Raw genomic sequence first — 16462 nt, forward strand, 5'->3', positions numbered from 1 at the left:
CGGGAGGAGCCCCCGGGCAGCGTCACGTCATCGCGCCAGCTCCGACAGGCGCTCGCGCGCGGCGCTGAAGCCTTCGAGCGACATGCCGAGGCCGAACGGCTCGCGCGTCTCGTTCGCGGTGGCCGCGATCTCGAGGCGTTCGCCTCCGGCGAGACGCGATACCGCGACGGGATCGAGGACGAGGGGAACGAGGCACCCGCCGGGCAGGCAGGTGCTGAAGCGCGCCTGCGTCAGAAGGGCGCCGTCGACCGAGAGCGCCGTCCCTTCATCCAGAAGCAACCCGAAGGGCATGACGAGCATGCCGGACAGGCCTACGTCGGTTTCGGCGAGCTCGATGCCGGCGATCTGGCGGCCGTCCTGCTGGACGAGACGCTGCGCCATGACGCAGCGTCTCGCGCCCGCGCGCGTCGCACAAGCGACGGTCCAGTCGCCGTAGGTTTCCTGCAGGGACGACGGCGCCGCGGGCGCCTGCGCTTTCACCGGGAGCGGAGAAACGGTCAGCCCAACCACAACGAGGATCGAGGCGAGAGCAGGCCGCATGATCAGAACTCGATCCGTAAACGCCCGGTCGCCCCATGCGCCGCACCGCGGTCGCCGAAGCTGCCGCCGTAGGCGATACCGAGCGTCACCTGCTCCCGCAATTCGAAGTCGAGCGCGGCCTCGACGACGGCGGCGTCCTCCTCGATCGGCGTAGCCGCCACGACGAACGCGTCCGAGCCGGCGATGCGGAAGGTCGTGGTCGGCTGCGTGTCACCGAAGGCGTGCCGCCATCCGACCATCGCGCGCGCGGTCGCCTGCCAGCCTCGAAGGGTGAAGGCCGTGGACAGGCGCAGGCCGAGCGTGGAATAGGCGGTCGCGAGCGTGCTGCCCTGGGCGGTAAGCGCTGCACTGGCGCCGGACTCGCTGAAGCCGTCGGTATCGAGATGCACATAGGCGAGGCCAGCGAAGGGCTCGAGCGCGAAGCCGCCAGTTCCGAGGCGATAGCCGACCTCGCCGGCGAATTGCGTCCTGCGCGCATCGTAGTCGGCCGAGAGCGCGTCGGCGTAGCCGGGGAACGCGATCGTGCGCCGCGTTTCGATTCGGTGCCAGGTGTGGATCGCCCCGGCGCCGATACGGAAGGGACCGAGCTCCCCCGTGGCATAAGCGCCGAGATGGACATCGTCGCTCTCGCCGGAGGCGTTGAGCGAGTCCGCCGCGATGGTCGAGCGGCCGTAGCCGCCGAACAGGCCGACGCGGATGCTCTCCCCGACCATCCCGTCGAGGCCGACGAGGAACCCGCCTTCGTCGCGCTCGATGCTCGGCGTTCCCACCGTGCCTCCGACGCGGCTCCAAGACCCGAAAACCTCTCCCCATGCCGCGAGGCCCCGACCCGCCGGGACCTCGGCGGCGCTCTCGAAGGCGCTGTAGGCGGCGAAGGGCCCGCTCTCCGCAACCCCGCGATAGGCACCCCCGTGGAACCGGTTCAGCATAACGGAGCGCACCGTTCCGGCGCCATCGACGAGGGCGCCCTGCACGCTGGGATGAAAATCGCCGGCGAGCTGCGTCAGGCCCGCTCGCGCGGTCGGCGCGTCGAGCAGAATGAGCGCTCTGTACAGGTCGCTTCCGATCCCCACGCCGTCGAGCGCTCGGGCGACGGCGATCTGGTTGTCCGTGCGGGCGACGCTCGCAAGCGAGATGCCGTTGCGCACGAGCCGAAGCGTCACGTTCGTCGGCGAATAGACGAGCAGCGGCTGGAGAAAGGTGAAGGTCGAGCTCGCCCCGGCGAAGCTTCCGTTCAGGCTCGACGCTGTCAGGATCACGTAGTCTGAATAGGGCGCATAGGCGCCCGTCTGGCCGATATGCAAGACCGTTCCGGCGAGGTTCGCCGTCCCGGTCACGACGATGCGGTCGCTGGCGCCGCTCGCCGGATCGGTCTCGACCTCGAAGACGGAGCCGGACAGCAGGTCGAGGTCGCCGTCGACGGTCATCGTCCCGATCGAGTTGCCGGGCGCGATCGTCGCGCCTGCCGCGATCGTCGTCGACCCGATCGTGCCGGACCCACCGAGGCGACCGCTCGCGACGTTCAGCGTCCCGCCCAGCCTGCCGTTCACGAGCAGCGTGCCGTTCGACATCGTGGTCGTGCCGGTAAAGCCGCTCGAATCGCCGGTCAGCTCCGTCACGCCGGCCAGGATCGAGATGGCGCCGGGTCCGGAGATCGCAGACGGGAATGTGTGGCGCGCCGACGTGTGGTTGAACACGAGGCTGCCCCGTCCAGCGCCGAAGATCACCTGCGCGGCCTCGAGCACGCCCGGCGCCCCCGCCGGATCGCCGATTGCGCCGCCGATCGAGACCGTTCCCGAGGCGGTCGGGTTCGCGGCGATGCCGAGCTGTCCCGAGCCCGCGGCCACGGAAACCGTGCCCCCGTCCACGATGGTCAGCGACCCTCTTCCCGAGTCACCGACCAGCAGGGAGCCGCTGCTGGTCCAGGCCGAGCCCGGACCTGTGACGGTCACCGAGCCGCTGGCGATGAGAGTTCCGCCGAGATAGCCGGCCGTGCTCGCAACGCGGCCGCCGGCTTCCACGATCAGCTCGCCGGCGCCCGCGAAGCCGACGTACAGATCCGTATCGTTCACCCAGGTGGAACCCGCGCCGGTAACCCTCGCCGTTCCGACGCCGTTGGGGTTCATACCGACGTAGCCGGCCGCGCTCGACACCGTGCCGCCGCTCGCCACGCTCAGTGTGCCCCTGCCGAAGAAGCCGACATACAGCCCGTCTCTGCTGGTCCAGGTCGAGCCGTCGGCGACCGTCACAACACCGGCGCCGTTGAACGAGCGGCCGATATAGCCGGCCGCGTTCGACACGCTGCCGCCTGCCTCGACGCTCATCTCGCCGGCGCCGGCATAGCCGACGTACAGATCCGAGCTGTTCTCCCAGGTCGAGGTCGGGCCGGTGACGGTCACCGCTCCGACGCCGGTCGAGGCCAGTCCGAGAAGGGCGGTCGTGTTCGAGACCCTGCCGCCGGCCTCGATGCGCAGCGTGCCTGTGCCGGACGCACCGATCGTCAGGTTGCCGGTGCTGTTCCACGTCGAGCCCGTCCCGGTGACCGTCACCGTGCCGGTGCCGACGCCGGCGCCGCCGAAATTGTCGCCGAGGACGCTCAGTGCGTTCGTGACGCTGCCGCCGGCCTCGATGCTCAGGCTGCCCGTTCCGGACCCGCCGATGACCAGGAGGTTGCCGCTGTTCCAGATGGAGCCCGCGCCGACGACCGTCACCGTGCCGGAGCCGCCGAAGTTTCGACCGACATAGCCTCGGGTGGTGGAGATGGCGCCGCCGGTCTCGACGCTCAGCTGGCCGGTGCCGAACTGCCCGACGGTCAAGTCGGCCGTCTGCGCCGAGCCGCCGGCGATCACGGTGGGCCTCGGTGAGACCGTGTTCAGCAAGACCGCGTCGGACGTGCCGGGCACCGTGTTGGTCGTCCAATTGCCGGCTGTGAACCAATCCGTCGAAAGGCTGCCGTCCCAGGAGACCTGCGCGTATGCGGGCGCGGTGACCGACATGAGTACGGCGCTAGCGACCAGCGTAATTCCTCGCCTGCCGTCTTGCCGTTCTTGTCGCAGCCGAAAAACCATCGATCACCCGCAGCGTCCACCATCCTCGCGACGACAGACTTCTCGCGATACCCTACGTCATCACGAAGCACCATCCAGGGCTTCCCGGCAGCTTTCCTCGCAACGTGGCTTCGAGGCAACAGAGCGGTCGGCAATACTCGGCAGGGGCGCACGGCGGTTCGACGTCGGCGGCGACCGCACCGGCCTTCGACGGGGTGCCGCTAGCGGAGAAACGAAAGAGGCCCCCGGGTCTCCCCGGGGGCCTCCGATTCGCGTCTCGCGTCTGGCGCGAGCGGCGGGCCTCAGAAGCCCATGCCGCCCATGCCGCCCATGTCGGGCATGCCGCCGCCGCCGCCGCCGCCGGCCGACTCCTTCTTCGGAGCCTCGGCGACCATGGCCTCGGTGGTGATCAGCAGGCCCGCCACCGAGGCGGCGTCCTGGAGCGCCGTGCGCACGACCTTGGCCGGATCGACGATGCCGGCCTGGATCATGTCGACGTATTCCTCGGTCTGGGCGTTGAAGCCGAAGGTCTCCGAGGAGTTCTCGTTGATCTTGCCGACCACGATCGAGCCCTCGACGCCCGAGTTCTCGGCGATCTGACGCAGCGGCTGCTCGAGCGCGCGCAGCACGATCTTGATGCCGGCGCGGATGTCCGGGTTGTCGGACTCGAGCTTCGCGACCGCCTTCTTGGCGCGCAGCAGAGCGGTGCCGCCGCCGGGGACGATGCCTTCCTCGACCGCCGCGCGGGTGGCGTTGAGGGCGTCGTCGACGCGGTCCTTCTTCTCCTTGACCTCGACCTCGGTGGCGCCGCCGACGCGGATGACGGCCACGCCGCCCGCGAGCTTGGCGAGACGCTCCTGCAGCTTCTCACGGTCGTAGTCCGAGGTGGTCTCCTCGATCTGCGCCTTGATCTGCTGGACGCGGGCCTCGATGTCGTCCTTCGAGCCGGCGCCGTCGATGATCGTGGTGTTCTCCTTCTCGATGCGCACGCGCTTGGCGCGGCCGAGCATGTCGAGCGTCACGTTCTCGAGCTTGATGCCGAGGTCCTCGGAGACGGCGGTGCCGCCGGTGAGGATGGCGATGTCCTCGAGCATGGCCTTGCGGCGATCGCCGAAGCCCGGAGCCTTGACGGCCGCGACCTTGAGGCCGCCGCGCAGCTTGTTGACGACGAGGGTGGCGAGCGCCTCGCCCTCGATGTCCTCGGCGACGATCAGCAGCGGCTTGCCCGACTGCACGACCGCCTCGAGGATCGGCAGCATCGCCTGAAGCGAGGAGAGCTTCTTCTCGTGGATGAGGATGTAGGGATCGTCGAGCTCGGCGATCATCTTCTCCGCGTTCGTGATGAAGTACGGGGAGAGATAGCCGCGGTCGAACTGCATGCCCTCGACGATGTCGACCTCGGTCTCGGCGGTCTTCGCCTCCTCGACCGTGATGACGCCCTCGTTGCCGACCTTCTGCATCGCGTTGGCGATCATCTCGCCGATGAGCTGGTCGCCGTTGGCGGAGATGGTGCCGACCTGCGCGACCTCCGAGGAGGCCTCGACCTTGCGGGCGCGGGACTGGATGTCCGCGACGGCGGCCGCGGTCGCCATGTCGACGCCGCGCTTGAGGTCCATCGGGTTCATGCCGGCGGCGACCGCCTTGGCGCCCTCCTTCACGATCGACTGGGCGAGCACGGTGGCGGTGGTGGTGCCGTCGCCGGCGAGGTCGTTGGTCTTGGAGGCGACCTCGCGGACCATCTGGGCGCCCATGTTCTCGAACTTGTCCGAGAGCTCGATCTCCTTGGCGACGGTGACGCCGTCCTTGGTGATGCGGGGCGCGCCGAACGACTTCTCGATGACGACGTTGCGGCCCTTCGGGCCGAGCGTCACCTTCACCGCGTCGGCGAGGATGTCGACGCCGCGGAGCATGCGCTCGCGGGCGTCGGACGAGAATTTCACGTCCTTGGCAGCCATGTGTTCGTTCCTTCGGGTCTCGTGGCCCCCGGGACCGGCGCGGAGCCGGCGCGCGACGGGGGCGGGTTTGCTCGGATGAGGTCGACGATGGGACCCGCCCGCTTACGCGGAGACGACGCCCATGATGTCGCTCTCCTTCATGATGAGGAGATCCTGGCCGTCGATGCGCACCTCGGTGCCCGACCACTTGCCGAACAGGACACGGTCGCCGGCCTTGACGTCGAGCGGCTGGACCTTACCGGTCTCGTCGCGGGCGCCGGGCCCGACGGCGACGACCTCGCCCTCCTGGGGCTTCTCCTTGGCGGTGTCCGGGATGATGATCCCGCCCTTCGTCTTCTCCTCCGCCTCGATACGGCGGACGACGACGCGGTCGTGCAGGGGACGGAAGTTCATGGGGTGGCGTCCTCTATGCAGGCGGGGCGCGCTCGGCTAGAACACGCCCGCCGTCCGGGTTGCTCAGGGCTGTTGGCACTCGATGCGAGAGAGTGCCAAAGCGTGCCTGCGAGATAGATGGACGCGGCCGGCGTGTCAAGGATGGCGCGCTCCGGCGTCACGCCTCGTTGCGCCCCAGCGTCACCGCGGCCAGGATCATCGTCGCCCCGAGCAGCATGGGCGTCGTCGGCACTTCGCCGAGGACGAGATAGGCCCCGAGCAGCCCGAAGACCGGGATCAGCGTCAGCCACAACCCGGCCGCGCCTGCCGACACCCGGCTGAGGCCGATCAGGTAGAGCCAGAAGGCGAGCGCGTACTGAACGACGCCGGACGCCGCCGCATAGGCCAGCAGCCCGGGCGTGAGTACCTCGAAGCCGCTCGCGTCCGCTCCCGTGGCGACCACCGCGGCGAAGATCGCCAGCGCGAAGGCGAGCCCGACGGCCTGCTGCCCGGACGCGAGGGTCGCGGGCGGAAAGTCCGCGGCGATCCGGGCCGACAGGACGACGTAGGTCGCCGCCGTCATCGTGGCGACGACGATCAGCACGTCGCCGAGCGGGCTCGCCCCAGGCAGGCTCGTCGAGGCGCTGGAGACGAGGAGCAGCCCGGCGGTCGCGACGGCGATGCACACGACGAGACGCCGCGTCGGCCGATGGCCGAACAGCAGGAAGGCGACGAGCGGTATCAGCACGGGCTCCGACGCGCCGATCACCGAGGCGCTGCCCGCGGTCGTCAGCGCGAGCCCGACGAGCCCGATCGCATAGGTGGCTCCGGGCTCGAGCAGCCCGATCGACGAGGCGCGCGCGAAGGCGCGGGTGCGATGGCGTCGCAGCGCCCGCGGGCCCGCGAGCAGGACCAGGAAGGCGACGCTGGCGGAGAGCTGCAGGACGAGCAGCGTCACCGGCGGGATGTCGTAGAGAAGGTCGCGGGACATCACCGTGGCCGAGCCCCAGCACGCCGCCGAGCCGATCATCGCCATGACCGCCACGGCGCGCTGCCGCCGCCGATCGCCGTGCTGCGACGCGGCCTGCGCCGGGACATCGGGCTCCCGCGTTCCGGGCTGCATGCGTGTGGCCTCTCGCGATCTCGATCCACCGCCTCTAAGGCATCGCCGTTCGTTTAGCAATCTTAGAAATGCGTAGCGTGCCGGATGCACTTGACGGATGCGTCGCCTCGACGCAATCTCGGGTCGATCAACCCGGAGATTGCTGGAACATGCTTCTGCATGAAAACATCCCGAGACGGCCCTCGCTCGAGGAACGGCTCCGGGCGCTGGAGCCGGCGGCGGGTCCACCTGCGTTCGGCCCCGACATCGATGCGGCGCACGAGACGATCCTCGACCCCGCGCGGTCGCACGAGGAGCGCTGCGCGGCCTTCCTCGCCTGGGCGGCGCGCCATCAGCCCTGCCTGTTCGGACGGATGGCGTCCAGGGGCCTGCGCGGAATCGGCCTCGCGGTCTGCTGGCTGGACGACGTCGACATCGCCGCGGGCGACGAGCACCTGCGCGCCCGCATCCAGGCGGCGCGGCGCGCCTGGAAGGCGCAGGCGCTCGACGGGGGCCCGAGCGGGTTCCTCGTCATGCTCAACAGCCGGCGCCTGGCCGAATGCCCGCCGTCGGACGCGCTCGTCGAGATCTGCCGGCACGTCGCCGACCTCTATTTCGTCGAGTTCGCACCGGTCGAGGCCGACATCCTCTACACCGAGGCCGTGCCGCTGCGCACGGATCGCGTGCGCCTCTACAAGGCCGGCGCCAACCTCTTCTACAGCTCGGCTCACGGCACCTGGAACCACGACCGGCGTATCCCCGGCGGCCTCCTCATCTCGATCAACTCGGCCGGCCACTGGGCGAACAAGATGGTGGCGAAAGGCGAGGCGGCGAGCCTGCCCGACGCCGTCGACCAGGTGATGGACCTGGCGTTGCGCTCGATCGGCAACGGCGGCACCGGCCTCGACGGCGCGGCGAGCTGCACCTGGCACAATCGCGGGCTCGCGCCCCTGCGCCCCCGACGGGCGCCCGTCGGCGCCCTGCCGCGTACCGTGCCGGAGGATCATTCCCAGGATTTCTACAGCGCCGTCTACCACACCGACGTCCTGGTCCCGACCGAGGTCACGCGCGACGCGGAGCGCGCGCCCGAGATCTGGCCGAACCTGGAGTTCGGATACATCACGGACGCGCCGCTCGGGCCCGAGCACGAGGATTTCGGCCAAGTCTACGGCTTTCCGGTGCCGGAGGAGGCGATCTACCTCAATCCCTGGCCGCCGCTGCGGCCGAAGCCGCGGGTCCTGCCCGGTCCGGTATCCCGGGTCGCCTGAGCCGCCGCCTCACCGCCGCGACGCCACCACCGCCCCCGCCACGATCAGCGCCGCGCCGGCGAGCGTCGCCCAGCCGGGGATCTCGCCGAACAGAACGAGCCCCAGCAGCGCCGCCCAGACCAGCGCCGTATAGTCGATCGGCGCGATGCGGGCGGCCTCGGCCGAGCGGAAGGCGCGGGCGAGCAGCAGGTGGCCGCAGACGCCGAGCGTGCCGACGAGGCAGAACAGCCAGACGAGATCGCCCGTCAGCGGCTCCCACACATAGGCCGCGGGCCCGGCCAGCACGAGGGCCGGAAACAGGTGCTGCAACGCCACGATGACGACCACGCCGTCGAGATGCGCGCGGGCGCGCACCAGGACCATGGCGAGGGCGTAGAACACGGCCGCCGACAGCCCCGCCGCGACGCCCAGCGGATCGAGGGTGACGCCGGACGAGAAGCCGCCTTGCCCGAACACGATCACCAGCATGCCGGCGAAGCCGATGGCCAGCGCCGCGACGATGCGCCCGCTCACGCGCTCCTTCAGGAAGAGCGCGCCGAACAGCGCCATGAAGCCCGGCGCGAGGAAGGTCAGCGCCGTCGCCTCCGCGAGCGGCAGGCGCGAGAGCGCCGTGAAGAAGGCGAGCCCCGTCGCCACGACGAGGAGGGCGCGCACGAAATTGATCCGCAGCGCCTGGGCGGTGGGGACCCGCGGGCGGGTCCACGCGATCGCCGCCGCTACCGCGATCAGCCCGAAGGCGAAGCGCAGGAACGTCACCTGCGTCACCGGCAGCGAGACGGTCGCGAGCTTCACGGCGGCGTCCATGGCGGAGAGAAACCCGATGCCGAGCACCGCGTCGCGGATCGCGCGCGGGAGGGCGCCGGCGGGCGCGGCGTGGTTCGTGCGGGCGGGCATGGAGGGCTCCGGCGAGCGAACGGGAGCGGGTGATGCCACGGCGCGAGGTGGCGGGGAAGAGGGATCAGGCTGCGATGCCGAGGCGGCGCCACCGCTCGGGCGTGACCCCGAACGCCCGCTTGAACTGCCGCGTGAGGTGGCTCTGGTCGGCGAAGCCGACGGCGAAGGCGGTGTCCGCGAGGGCGGCGCCGGCGCGGATCATGATGCGGGCGGCGTCGAGCCTGCGCATGACGAGATAGCGGTAGGGGCTCGTACCGAGGCGGCGGCGGAAGTGCCGGGCGAGGGTGAAGCGATCGAGGCCGGTGAGCGCCTCCAGATCCTCCGACCGGACGATGTCCCCGGTATCAGCCGCGAGATGCCTGCGGGCTCTCTCAACGGCGGCGGCGATCCCGGGCCGCTCCGGCCGGCGCACGGCGCCCGGGTCGAGCGCGACGAGCGCCTCCGCGAGCTCGGCGAGCGCGGCGTCCATGGCCAGCGGCTCGAGCGGACCCTCGAGATCGCACAACAGCGCCCGCACGGCGGCGACGAGGCGCGGGTCGCGGGAGACCGGGTCGCGCAGGAAGGGCAGGGCGCCGAGCCGCGCCCCCGCCGCCTCGGCGACGAGGCGCGGCTCGACATAGGCCATCCGGTAGGCGAACCCGCCCTGGGCGCCGGCGCGGCCGTCGTGGCGCTCGTCGGGGTGGATGACGAGGGCGCAGCCCGAAAGGCCGTCCGCCCGCGAGCCGCGATAGTCGAAGCTCTGAACGCCGGCCAGGGTCAGCCCGATCGCATAGGTGTCGTGCCGGTGCGGATCGTAGGCGTGCCCCGAGAAACGCGCGGCGATCCGCTCGACGCCGGGCGCGCCGGCGCCCGTTCGGATCACGTCCGGCGCGGCGGCGGCGCACGATCGTTCAAGACGCGGCCCGGCGGGGTGCGGCATGGGCGAGGCTCCGATCCCGTTCTTGCTGGAGGAGAGCATGCCCGACGAGAACGCAACCGTGAAGCCCGATCCTGCCGTCGCCGGCGCCGCCTCGCACCTCGCCACCTATGTCCGGCTCTCGCTCGCGACGCTGTTCTGGGCGGGCGTCTTCGTCGCGGGGAAGATCTCGCTCGAGGTCCTCGACCCCGTCTTCCTGGCCGCCGCGCGCTTCGCGGTGGGCGCGCTCGCGGTGGGCGTGGTCGTGGCGCTGACCCGGCGCTTCGCCGCGGCGAGCCTCGGCGAGATCGCGCTGTTCGCGCGGATCGGCTTTCTCGGCGTCTTCGCCTACAACGTGCTCTTCACCATCGCCCTCGACCTGTCGACGCCGCTGCACGGGCTCGTGATCATCGCGACCACGCCCGCCTGGACGGCGGCGCTCTCGCTCGCGATGCTGCGGGCGCGCGTGACGCCGGCGCAGATCGCCGGCTTCGCCTGCGCCTTCGCCGCGGTTCTCGTCACCGTCGTCCCGGAAGCCCGGGCGAGCGGCTGGCGCGTGGAGGCGGGAACGCTCCTCGGCGACCTCCTCTTCGTCGCGGCGGCGATCGTCTGGTCGGTCTACACGATCGAGGTGAAGCGGGCGCTGGCCGCGCATCCGGCGTCCGTGGTCACCGGATGGAGCCTCGTTCTCGGCGCGCTGATGCTCGCGCCCGCGGCGGCCCTGGCCACCGACGTGCCGGCGGAGATCGCCGCGATGCGGCCCTTCGACGTCGCGGCCGTGCTCTACATGGGCGTGCTCGCGACCCTCGGCGCCTTCTGGCTCTGGTCGCGGGGCGTCGCCGCCATCGGGCCGGCGCGGGCCTCCGTCTTCCTCAACCTCGTCCCGATCTGGGGCGCGGCCATGACGGCGATCGCCTTCGCGACGCTGCCCTCGCCGATGGTCCTCGCCGCCATCGCCCTGGCGATCACGGGCGTCGTGCTGGTCCAGCGTGGGGGGCGCTGATCCCGGCCGTCACTCCGGGATCGTCGCCGTGATCTCGATCGCCGAGTACCAGGCGGAGAGATCGTCGATGTCCTGGTCGGACAGCGTCTTCGCCACGACGGACATGATCTCGTGCTCGCGCTTGCCGGAGCGGAAGGCGCGGAGCTGGGTCTGCAGGTAGACGAAATTCTCCCCCGCGATGTGCGGGGCGATGGGGATCGTCGCGATCCCGTCGATCCCGTGGCAGGTGCGGCACTGGCCCGCCTTGGCGCGTCCGGCGTCGCGGTCGCCGGAGACGGTCTGGGCGGAGGCGGGGAGGGCGAGCGCGAAGGCGACGAGCGCCGCCGGGAGAACGCGGATCATGATGCCTCGCTGGATGAACCGACATCCGCCGCCGGCGCGCGGAGGCGCCGGCGGCGGGGAGCCTCATTGCTGCGTGGGCGCGGTGTAGGAGATGCGGTAGAGCGCGCCGACGAGGTCGTCGGAGACGAGCAGCGAGCCGTCGCGCAGCTGCGCCACGTCCACGGGCCGTCCGAGATACTCGCCGTTCTCGTTGATCCAGCCCTCCGCGAAGGGCTCGGTCGTGGCGTTTCCCTCCTCGTCGATGACGGTGACCATCACCCGCGCGCCGACCGGGGTCGTGCGGTTCCACGAGCCGTGCTGCGCCGAGAAGATGGCGTTGCGGTACTCGTTCGGGAACATGTCGCCCGTGTAGAAGGTCATGCCGAGATCGGCCGCGTGGGCGATGGTCTCGACCACGGGGAAGATCACGTCGGCCGGGACTTCCGCGCCCTTCCACTCGTTCGTGCGCACGTCGCCGCCGCCGTACCAGGGGAAGCCGAAATTCTGCCCGGCGGCGGTCTGGCGGTTGATCTCGCCGGGTGGGATGTCGTCGCCCATGCCGTCGACCTGGTTGTCCGTGAACCAGAGCTCGCCCGTGCCCGGGTGGAAGTCGTGTCCGACCGAGTTGCGGATGCCGGTCGTGTAGACCTCGCGCCCGGTGCCGTCCTGGTTCAGGCGGATCATGCCGCCGATGCCGGTGTCGAGGTAGAGCTCGTGCTTCTCCTCGGGGTAGACGTTGAAGGGCTGGCCGAGCGAGATGTAGATCTTGCCGTCCGGCCCGATGCGGCAGACGCGGGCGGAATGGTTGAAGCTCTCCTCCTCCGGCGGGATCAGCTCGCCCTGGGGGATGACGTTGAACGCCGCGACGTCCGGGCTCTCGTAGAAGAACTCCGCCGCCGGGAACACGAGCACGCGGTTGCGCTCGGCGATGTAGAGCATCCCGTCATCCGAGAAGCACGGGCCGTTGGGGATGTCGAAGGCGAGGGAGGGCGCGAAGCGCTTCACCTCGTCCGCGACGCGGTTCATGTCGCGGTCGGTCACGGCCCAGACGTCGGTCTTGCGCGTGCCGACGAAGGTCGCGACGCCCTGCGGACCCACCGCGATGTGGCGCGCGTCCGGCACGAGCGCGTAGAGCGAGATCTCGAAGCCCGGCGGCAGCTCGATCCGCTCCAGCACCTTGCGGACGTTGTCCGCCATCTCCGTGTCCTGGTCGATATAGGTGAACTCGGTCGTGCCGGTCGTCTTGAAGTCGCTGAGCCGCTCGAGCGCGTCGCTCGGCGGCGTCGCTTGGGCATGGGCGTGGGTCTGGGCCGCGAACGGCGCGAGCAGCGCGGCTCCGGCGACGAGACAGGCTTTGAGACGCCTCATCGTGTCCTCCTCGGATGCTGCCCCCGTCCGCGAGGCCGTTGGGAGACGGTCGCCTTTTTTCGCGGAGCGTGACTATTGCAGAGGCGTTTACTTATTTCAATCGAGGCTATGTTTATCGATACTGAGATGTAGCAAGTCGAAATTTCATGTGCATTAGGGATGTTTTAGCTGCGACGCGACAAGCCTCTGCGGCAGCCGACCTTCTGCGTTAACGGCCCCGCCGCAGCGCGACGGGGCTCGGCCGGGCGGAAATGCGCAATCCGCCTGCGGGCTCTGCGCCTCAGCGCCGCGCGATGGCGTGGAAGAAGGTCCCGCTCGCATGCCCGACGCGGTGCCCGGCCGCGCCGAGGCTCGCTCCCTCGGCGTCGACGAGGTCGGCGAAGGCGGTCTCGCGCGCCTCCTCGCGGGCGACCACGGCGGCGTAGTGGAACTCGTGCCCGACGAGGCGCGCTCCGGCGGGGCCGAGCGGGCCGTCGTGGATCAGGGTCGCGATCCGGTAGCCGAGGTTGAACTTGCGCTTGGCGAAGCTCGTCTCGACGGGGAGGAGATCGAGCATCGGATGGGTGGCGCCCTCCGCGTCGGTCAGCGTGCGGCCGAGCGCCATGTAGCCGCCGCACTCGCCATGGACCGGGCGCGTCTCGGCGAAGGCGCGCACGCCCGCGCGGAAGCGCTCGGCGGCGGCGAGGCGTCCGGCATGGAGCTCGGGATAGCCGCCCGGCAGCCAGCAGACGTCGCAGTCCGAAGGCGGCGGCTCGTCGGCCAGCGGCGAGAACGGGACGATCTCGGCCCCCGCCTCGCGCCAGGCGGCGAGGTGGTGCGGATAGACGAAGGAGAAGGCCGCGTCCCGCGCGAGCGCGATGCGCTGCCCTGGCGGGGGCAGGGCGGCGGCGTCCGGCGCCTCCGCGAGGCCGACGATCGGCGCGGCGGCGGCGAGGAGCGCGTCGAGATCGACCGCCGCCTCCACCGCGTCGGCGAGCGCCTCGAGCCGGGCCTCGAGATCGGCGGTCTCGTGCGCCTGGACGAGGCCCAGATGGCGCTCCGGCAGCTTTAGATCGGCGTTGCGGGCGAGCGCGCCGAGCAACGGAAGGCCGATGCGCGCGAGCCCGTCCTCGACGAGCCGCCGGTGGCGCGGGCTCGCCACCTGGTTGAGGATCACGCCCGCGAGGCGGATGCGCGGGTCGAGCGAGGCGCAGCCGAGCGCCACCGCCGCGGCCGATTGCGCGTGGCCCGAGACGTCGAGCACGAGCACGACCGGCCAGCCGAAGAGCGCCGCGAGATCCGCGCTCGCGCCCGTGCGGCCGGTCTCGCCGCGCACGCCGTCGAAGAGGCCCATCGAGCCCTCGGCCACGACGAGCTCGGCGCTCGCCAGGGAGCGCGCCGCGATCGCGGCGATCGTCGTATCGGACATGGCGAACGAATCGAGGTTGACGCTCGGCGCGCCCGTCGCGCCGGCGTGAAAGGCCGGATCGATGTAATCGGGCCCGTTCTTGACGCCGCGCACGGCGATCCCGCGCCGCGCGAGCGCGCGCTGCAGGCCCAGCGTGATCGTGGTCTTGCCTGCGCCGGAGCGCACCGCCGAGACGAGGATGCCGCGCGGCGCGCCGCTCATGACCCCACCGCCTGCCGAAAGGCCTGGACGTGCTCGGCGATCGCCTGCCGGAAGGCCGCGATGGCGCCCACCGCGACGATGGCGGGGGAGGCGATGGCCCCCCCGTCCGCGAGGCTCGGCAATTGCGCGAGGGGCGCCTCGAGCAGCGTCTCGCGCGCGGTCGTGGCGCCGTGGACGACGAGCGTCGGCGTCGTGGGCGCGAGGCCGCCGCGGATCAGCGCCTCGGCGATCCCGCCGAGATTGGCGACCGCCATGTAGAGCACGATCGGCGCGCCGGCGCGGGCGAGCGCCTCCCAGTCGACGCTCTCGCCGTCCGCCGCGCAATGGCCGGTGGCGAGGATCACGGCGTGGTTCGTGTCGCGCGTCGTCGCCGGCACGCCGTGCTGGGCGAGCGCCGCGAGGCCCGACGACACCCCCGGCACGATGCGGAAGCGGATGCCGGCGCGGGCGAGCGCCAGCGCCTCCTCCCCGCCGCGCCCGAAGACGAACGGGTCGCCCCCTTTCAGCCGCAGCACGCGCTTGCCGGCCCGCGCCAGCGCGATCAGCCGCTCGCAGATGGCGTCCTGCTGGGCCGAGGGGCGCCCGCCGCGCTTGCCGGCGTATTCGAGCACCGCCCCGTCGCGGGCGAGCGAGAGCACGCCCTCGCCGATCAGGGCGTCGTGCACGACGGCGTCGGCCTGGGCCAGCGCGTTGAGCGCGTGCACCGTCAGCAGGCCCGGATCGCCGGGCCCCGCGCCCACGAGCCAGACCTCTCCCGGCGAGAAGACGGGCGACAGGCGCGAGAGGTCGGTCATGCGGGCCTCCGGTTTTCGTGAGAACGGTGATTTCGAGCTGTGCTTCGTGTACAGGACCGCGCATGAGCGATCCATCCCGCGAGACCGGGGCGAGCCCGTCCGATCCCGACATCGAGCTCGGGGACAAGCCCGCCGGCGCGCTCCGGCGCGGCTGGACCACGGGCGCCTGCGCCACGGCCGCGGCGAAGGCCGCCTTCGTCGCGCTGCGCACCGGCGCCTTTCCCGATCCCGTGGAGATCGTCCTCCCGCAGGGCCAGCGGCCGGAATTCGCCCTCGCCCGCCATGCGCTGGGGGAGGGCGCCGCGACGGTCGGCGTGATCAAGGACGCGGGCGACGATCCGGACGTCACGCACGGGCTCGAGGTGCGCGCCACGATCCGTCCGGGCGCGCCCGGCAGCGGCGTGACGTTCCGCGCGGGCGAGGGCGTCGGCACGGTCACGCGCGAGGGCCTGCCGATCCCGCCCGGCGAGCCGGCCATCAACCCCATGCCCCGGCAGATGATCCGCGACAACCTCGCCGAGGCCGCCGCGGCCCTCGGGGAGGGGCCGCCGGACGTCGAGGTCGCGATCGCCATTCCCGGCGGCGAGCGGGTCGCGCTCAAGACGCTCAACCCGCGGCTCGGGGTCGTGGGCGGCCTCTCGGTGCTCGGCACGACGGGGATCGTCGTGCCCTATTCCTGCGCGGCCTGGATCCACTCGATCCACCGCGGCGTCGACGTCGCCCGTGCGGGCGGTCTCGTCCACGTCGCCGGCGCGACGGGCTCGACCTCCGAGGAGGCGGTCAAGCGCCTCCACGGGCTCACCGACCAGGCGCTGATCGACATGGGCGACTTCGCCGGCGGCATGCTGAAATACCTGCGCAAGAATCCCGTGCCGCAGGTCACGGTCGCGGGCGGCATCGCCAAGATGGCGAAGCTCGGGCAGGGCATGCTCGACCTGCATTCCCGCGCCGGGCCGGTCGATCTCGCCTGGCTCGCCGAGCGCCTGGCGGAGGCCGGCGCGCCGGCTGACGCCGTGGCGCGCGCCCGCGAGGCCAACACCGCCCTCGAGGTGCTGCGCGCGGCCCAGGCGCTCGGCCTTCCGTTCGGCGATATCGTCGCCGCCCACGCCTGGAAGACAGCCGCCAAGGCGCTGCGCGGCGCGCCGATCGCGCTCGAGATCGTGGTCTTCGACCGCAACGGCGCGCTGGTCGGGCGCATGCCCTTCCACCCGGTGATGTAGGGGGAGCGCTGGCATCCCCGGCCGGAGCCGCGAAGCGGCGCAGGGCCCGACGGCGCTCCGGCCGGGGACGACAC

The 16462-nt window shown here is 71.5% G+C and carries 14 protein-coding genes; 3 read left to right on the plus strand and 11 right to left on the minus strand.

Translation table 11 applies throughout. The annotated features are described in order from the left end of the window. Window positions 1-27: 27 nt before the first annotated feature. The 5 genes from ABL310_RS10480 to ABL310_RS10500 form a co-directional block, all read right to left on the minus strand. Entirely contained in the window at window positions 28-540 is a 513-nt protein-coding gene (locus ABL310_RS10480) for an invasion associated locus B family protein (RefSeq protein WP_349371619.1), read from the minus strand. Between the two features lie 2 nt (window positions 541-542). Further along, window positions 543-3536, minus strand: a complete 2994-nt coding sequence (locus ABL310_RS10485) for an autotransporter domain-containing protein (RefSeq protein WP_349371620.1) — start codon at window positions 3534-3536, stop codon at window positions 543-545. Window positions 3537-3889: 353 nt separating this feature from the next. Then, complete coding sequence (gene groL / locus ABL310_RS10490) at window positions 3890-5542, minus strand: chaperonin GroEL (RefSeq protein WP_349371621.1); 1653 nt, start codon at window positions 5540-5542, stop codon at window positions 3890-3892. Window positions 5543-5644: 102 nt separating this feature from the next. Then, on the minus strand, window positions 5645-5935 hold the full coding sequence (gene groES / locus ABL310_RS10495) for a co-chaperone GroES (RefSeq protein ID WP_349371622.1): 291 nt from the start codon (window positions 5933-5935) through the stop codon (window positions 5645-5647). A 157-nt stretch (window positions 5936-6092) separates the two neighbouring features. After that, window positions 6093-7037, minus strand: coding sequence for a DMT family transporter (locus ABL310_RS10500; protein ID WP_349371623.1), 945 nt, complete (start codon window positions 7035-7037; stop codon window positions 6093-6095). Window positions 7038-7186: 149 nt separating this feature from the next. Between ABL310_RS10500 and ABL310_RS10505 the strand changes: the two genes are divergently transcribed. Then, window positions 7187-8284, plus strand: a complete 1098-nt coding sequence (locus ABL310_RS10505) for a hypothetical protein (protein WP_349371624.1) — start codon at window positions 7187-7189, stop codon at window positions 8282-8284. Between the two features lie 9 nt (window positions 8285-8293). Here ABL310_RS10505 and ABL310_RS10510 read toward each other — a convergent pair whose 3' ends face one another. Both ABL310_RS10510 and ABL310_RS10515 read right to left on the minus strand, forming a co-directional pair. Further along, on the minus strand, window positions 8294-9178 hold the full coding sequence (locus ABL310_RS10510; RefSeq protein WP_349371625.1) for a DMT family transporter: 885 nt from the start codon (window positions 9176-9178) through the stop codon (window positions 8294-8296). A gap of 64 nt (window positions 9179-9242) precedes the next feature. After that, on the minus strand, window positions 9243-10097 hold the full coding sequence (locus ABL310_RS10515; protein WP_349371626.1) for an AraC family transcriptional regulator: 855 nt from the start codon (window positions 10095-10097) through the stop codon (window positions 9243-9245). Window positions 10098-10134: 37 nt separating this feature from the next. On the opposite strand from ABL310_RS10515, the gene ABL310_RS10520 reads away from it, so the two are divergent. Next, entirely contained in the window at window positions 10135-11076 is a 942-nt protein-coding gene (locus tag ABL310_RS10520; RefSeq protein ID WP_349371627.1) for a DMT family transporter, read from the plus strand. A 9-nt stretch (window positions 11077-11085) separates the two neighbouring features. Here the strand turns inward: ABL310_RS10520 and ABL310_RS10525 are convergent, their stop codons facing one another. From ABL310_RS10525 to cobA, 4 genes are all read right to left on the minus strand, one after another. Continuing rightward, on the minus strand, window positions 11086-11418 hold the full coding sequence (locus ABL310_RS10525) for a cytochrome c (protein ID WP_349371628.1): 333 nt from the start codon (window positions 11416-11418) through the stop codon (window positions 11086-11088). Between the two features lie 63 nt (window positions 11419-11481). Continuing rightward, window positions 11482-12765: a PQQ-dependent sugar dehydrogenase gene (locus ABL310_RS10530; RefSeq protein ID WP_349371629.1), complete on the minus strand. Its 1284-nt coding sequence runs from the start codon at window positions 12763-12765 to the stop codon at window positions 11482-11484. Window positions 12766-13045: 280 nt separating this feature from the next. Then, window positions 13046-14374: a cobyrinate a,c-diamide synthase gene (locus ABL310_RS10535; protein WP_349371630.1), complete on the minus strand. Its 1329-nt coding sequence runs from the start codon at window positions 14372-14374 to the stop codon at window positions 13046-13048. Next, entirely contained in the window at window positions 14371-15168 is a 798-nt protein-coding gene (gene cobA, locus ABL310_RS10540) for a uroporphyrinogen-III C-methyltransferase (RefSeq protein WP_349371631.1), read from the minus strand. Before cobA ends, ABL310_RS10535 begins: the two co-directional genes overlap by 4 nt. Window positions 15169-15230: 62 nt before the next feature. Here cobA and ABL310_RS10545 point away from each other — a divergent pair, with 62 nt between their 5' ends. Continuing rightward, window positions 15231-16388 (plus strand): cobalt-precorrin-5B (C(1))-methyltransferase, encoded by a 1158-nt coding sequence (locus ABL310_RS10545; protein WP_349371632.1) that lies wholly within the window; start codon window positions 15231-15233, stop codon window positions 16386-16388. Window positions 16389-16462: the final 74 nt, after the last annotated feature.

Source organism: Salinarimonas sp. (genome assembly GCF_040111675.1).
Classification (GTDB): Bacteria; Pseudomonadota; Alphaproteobacteria; order Rhizobiales; family Beijerinckiaceae; genus Salinarimonas.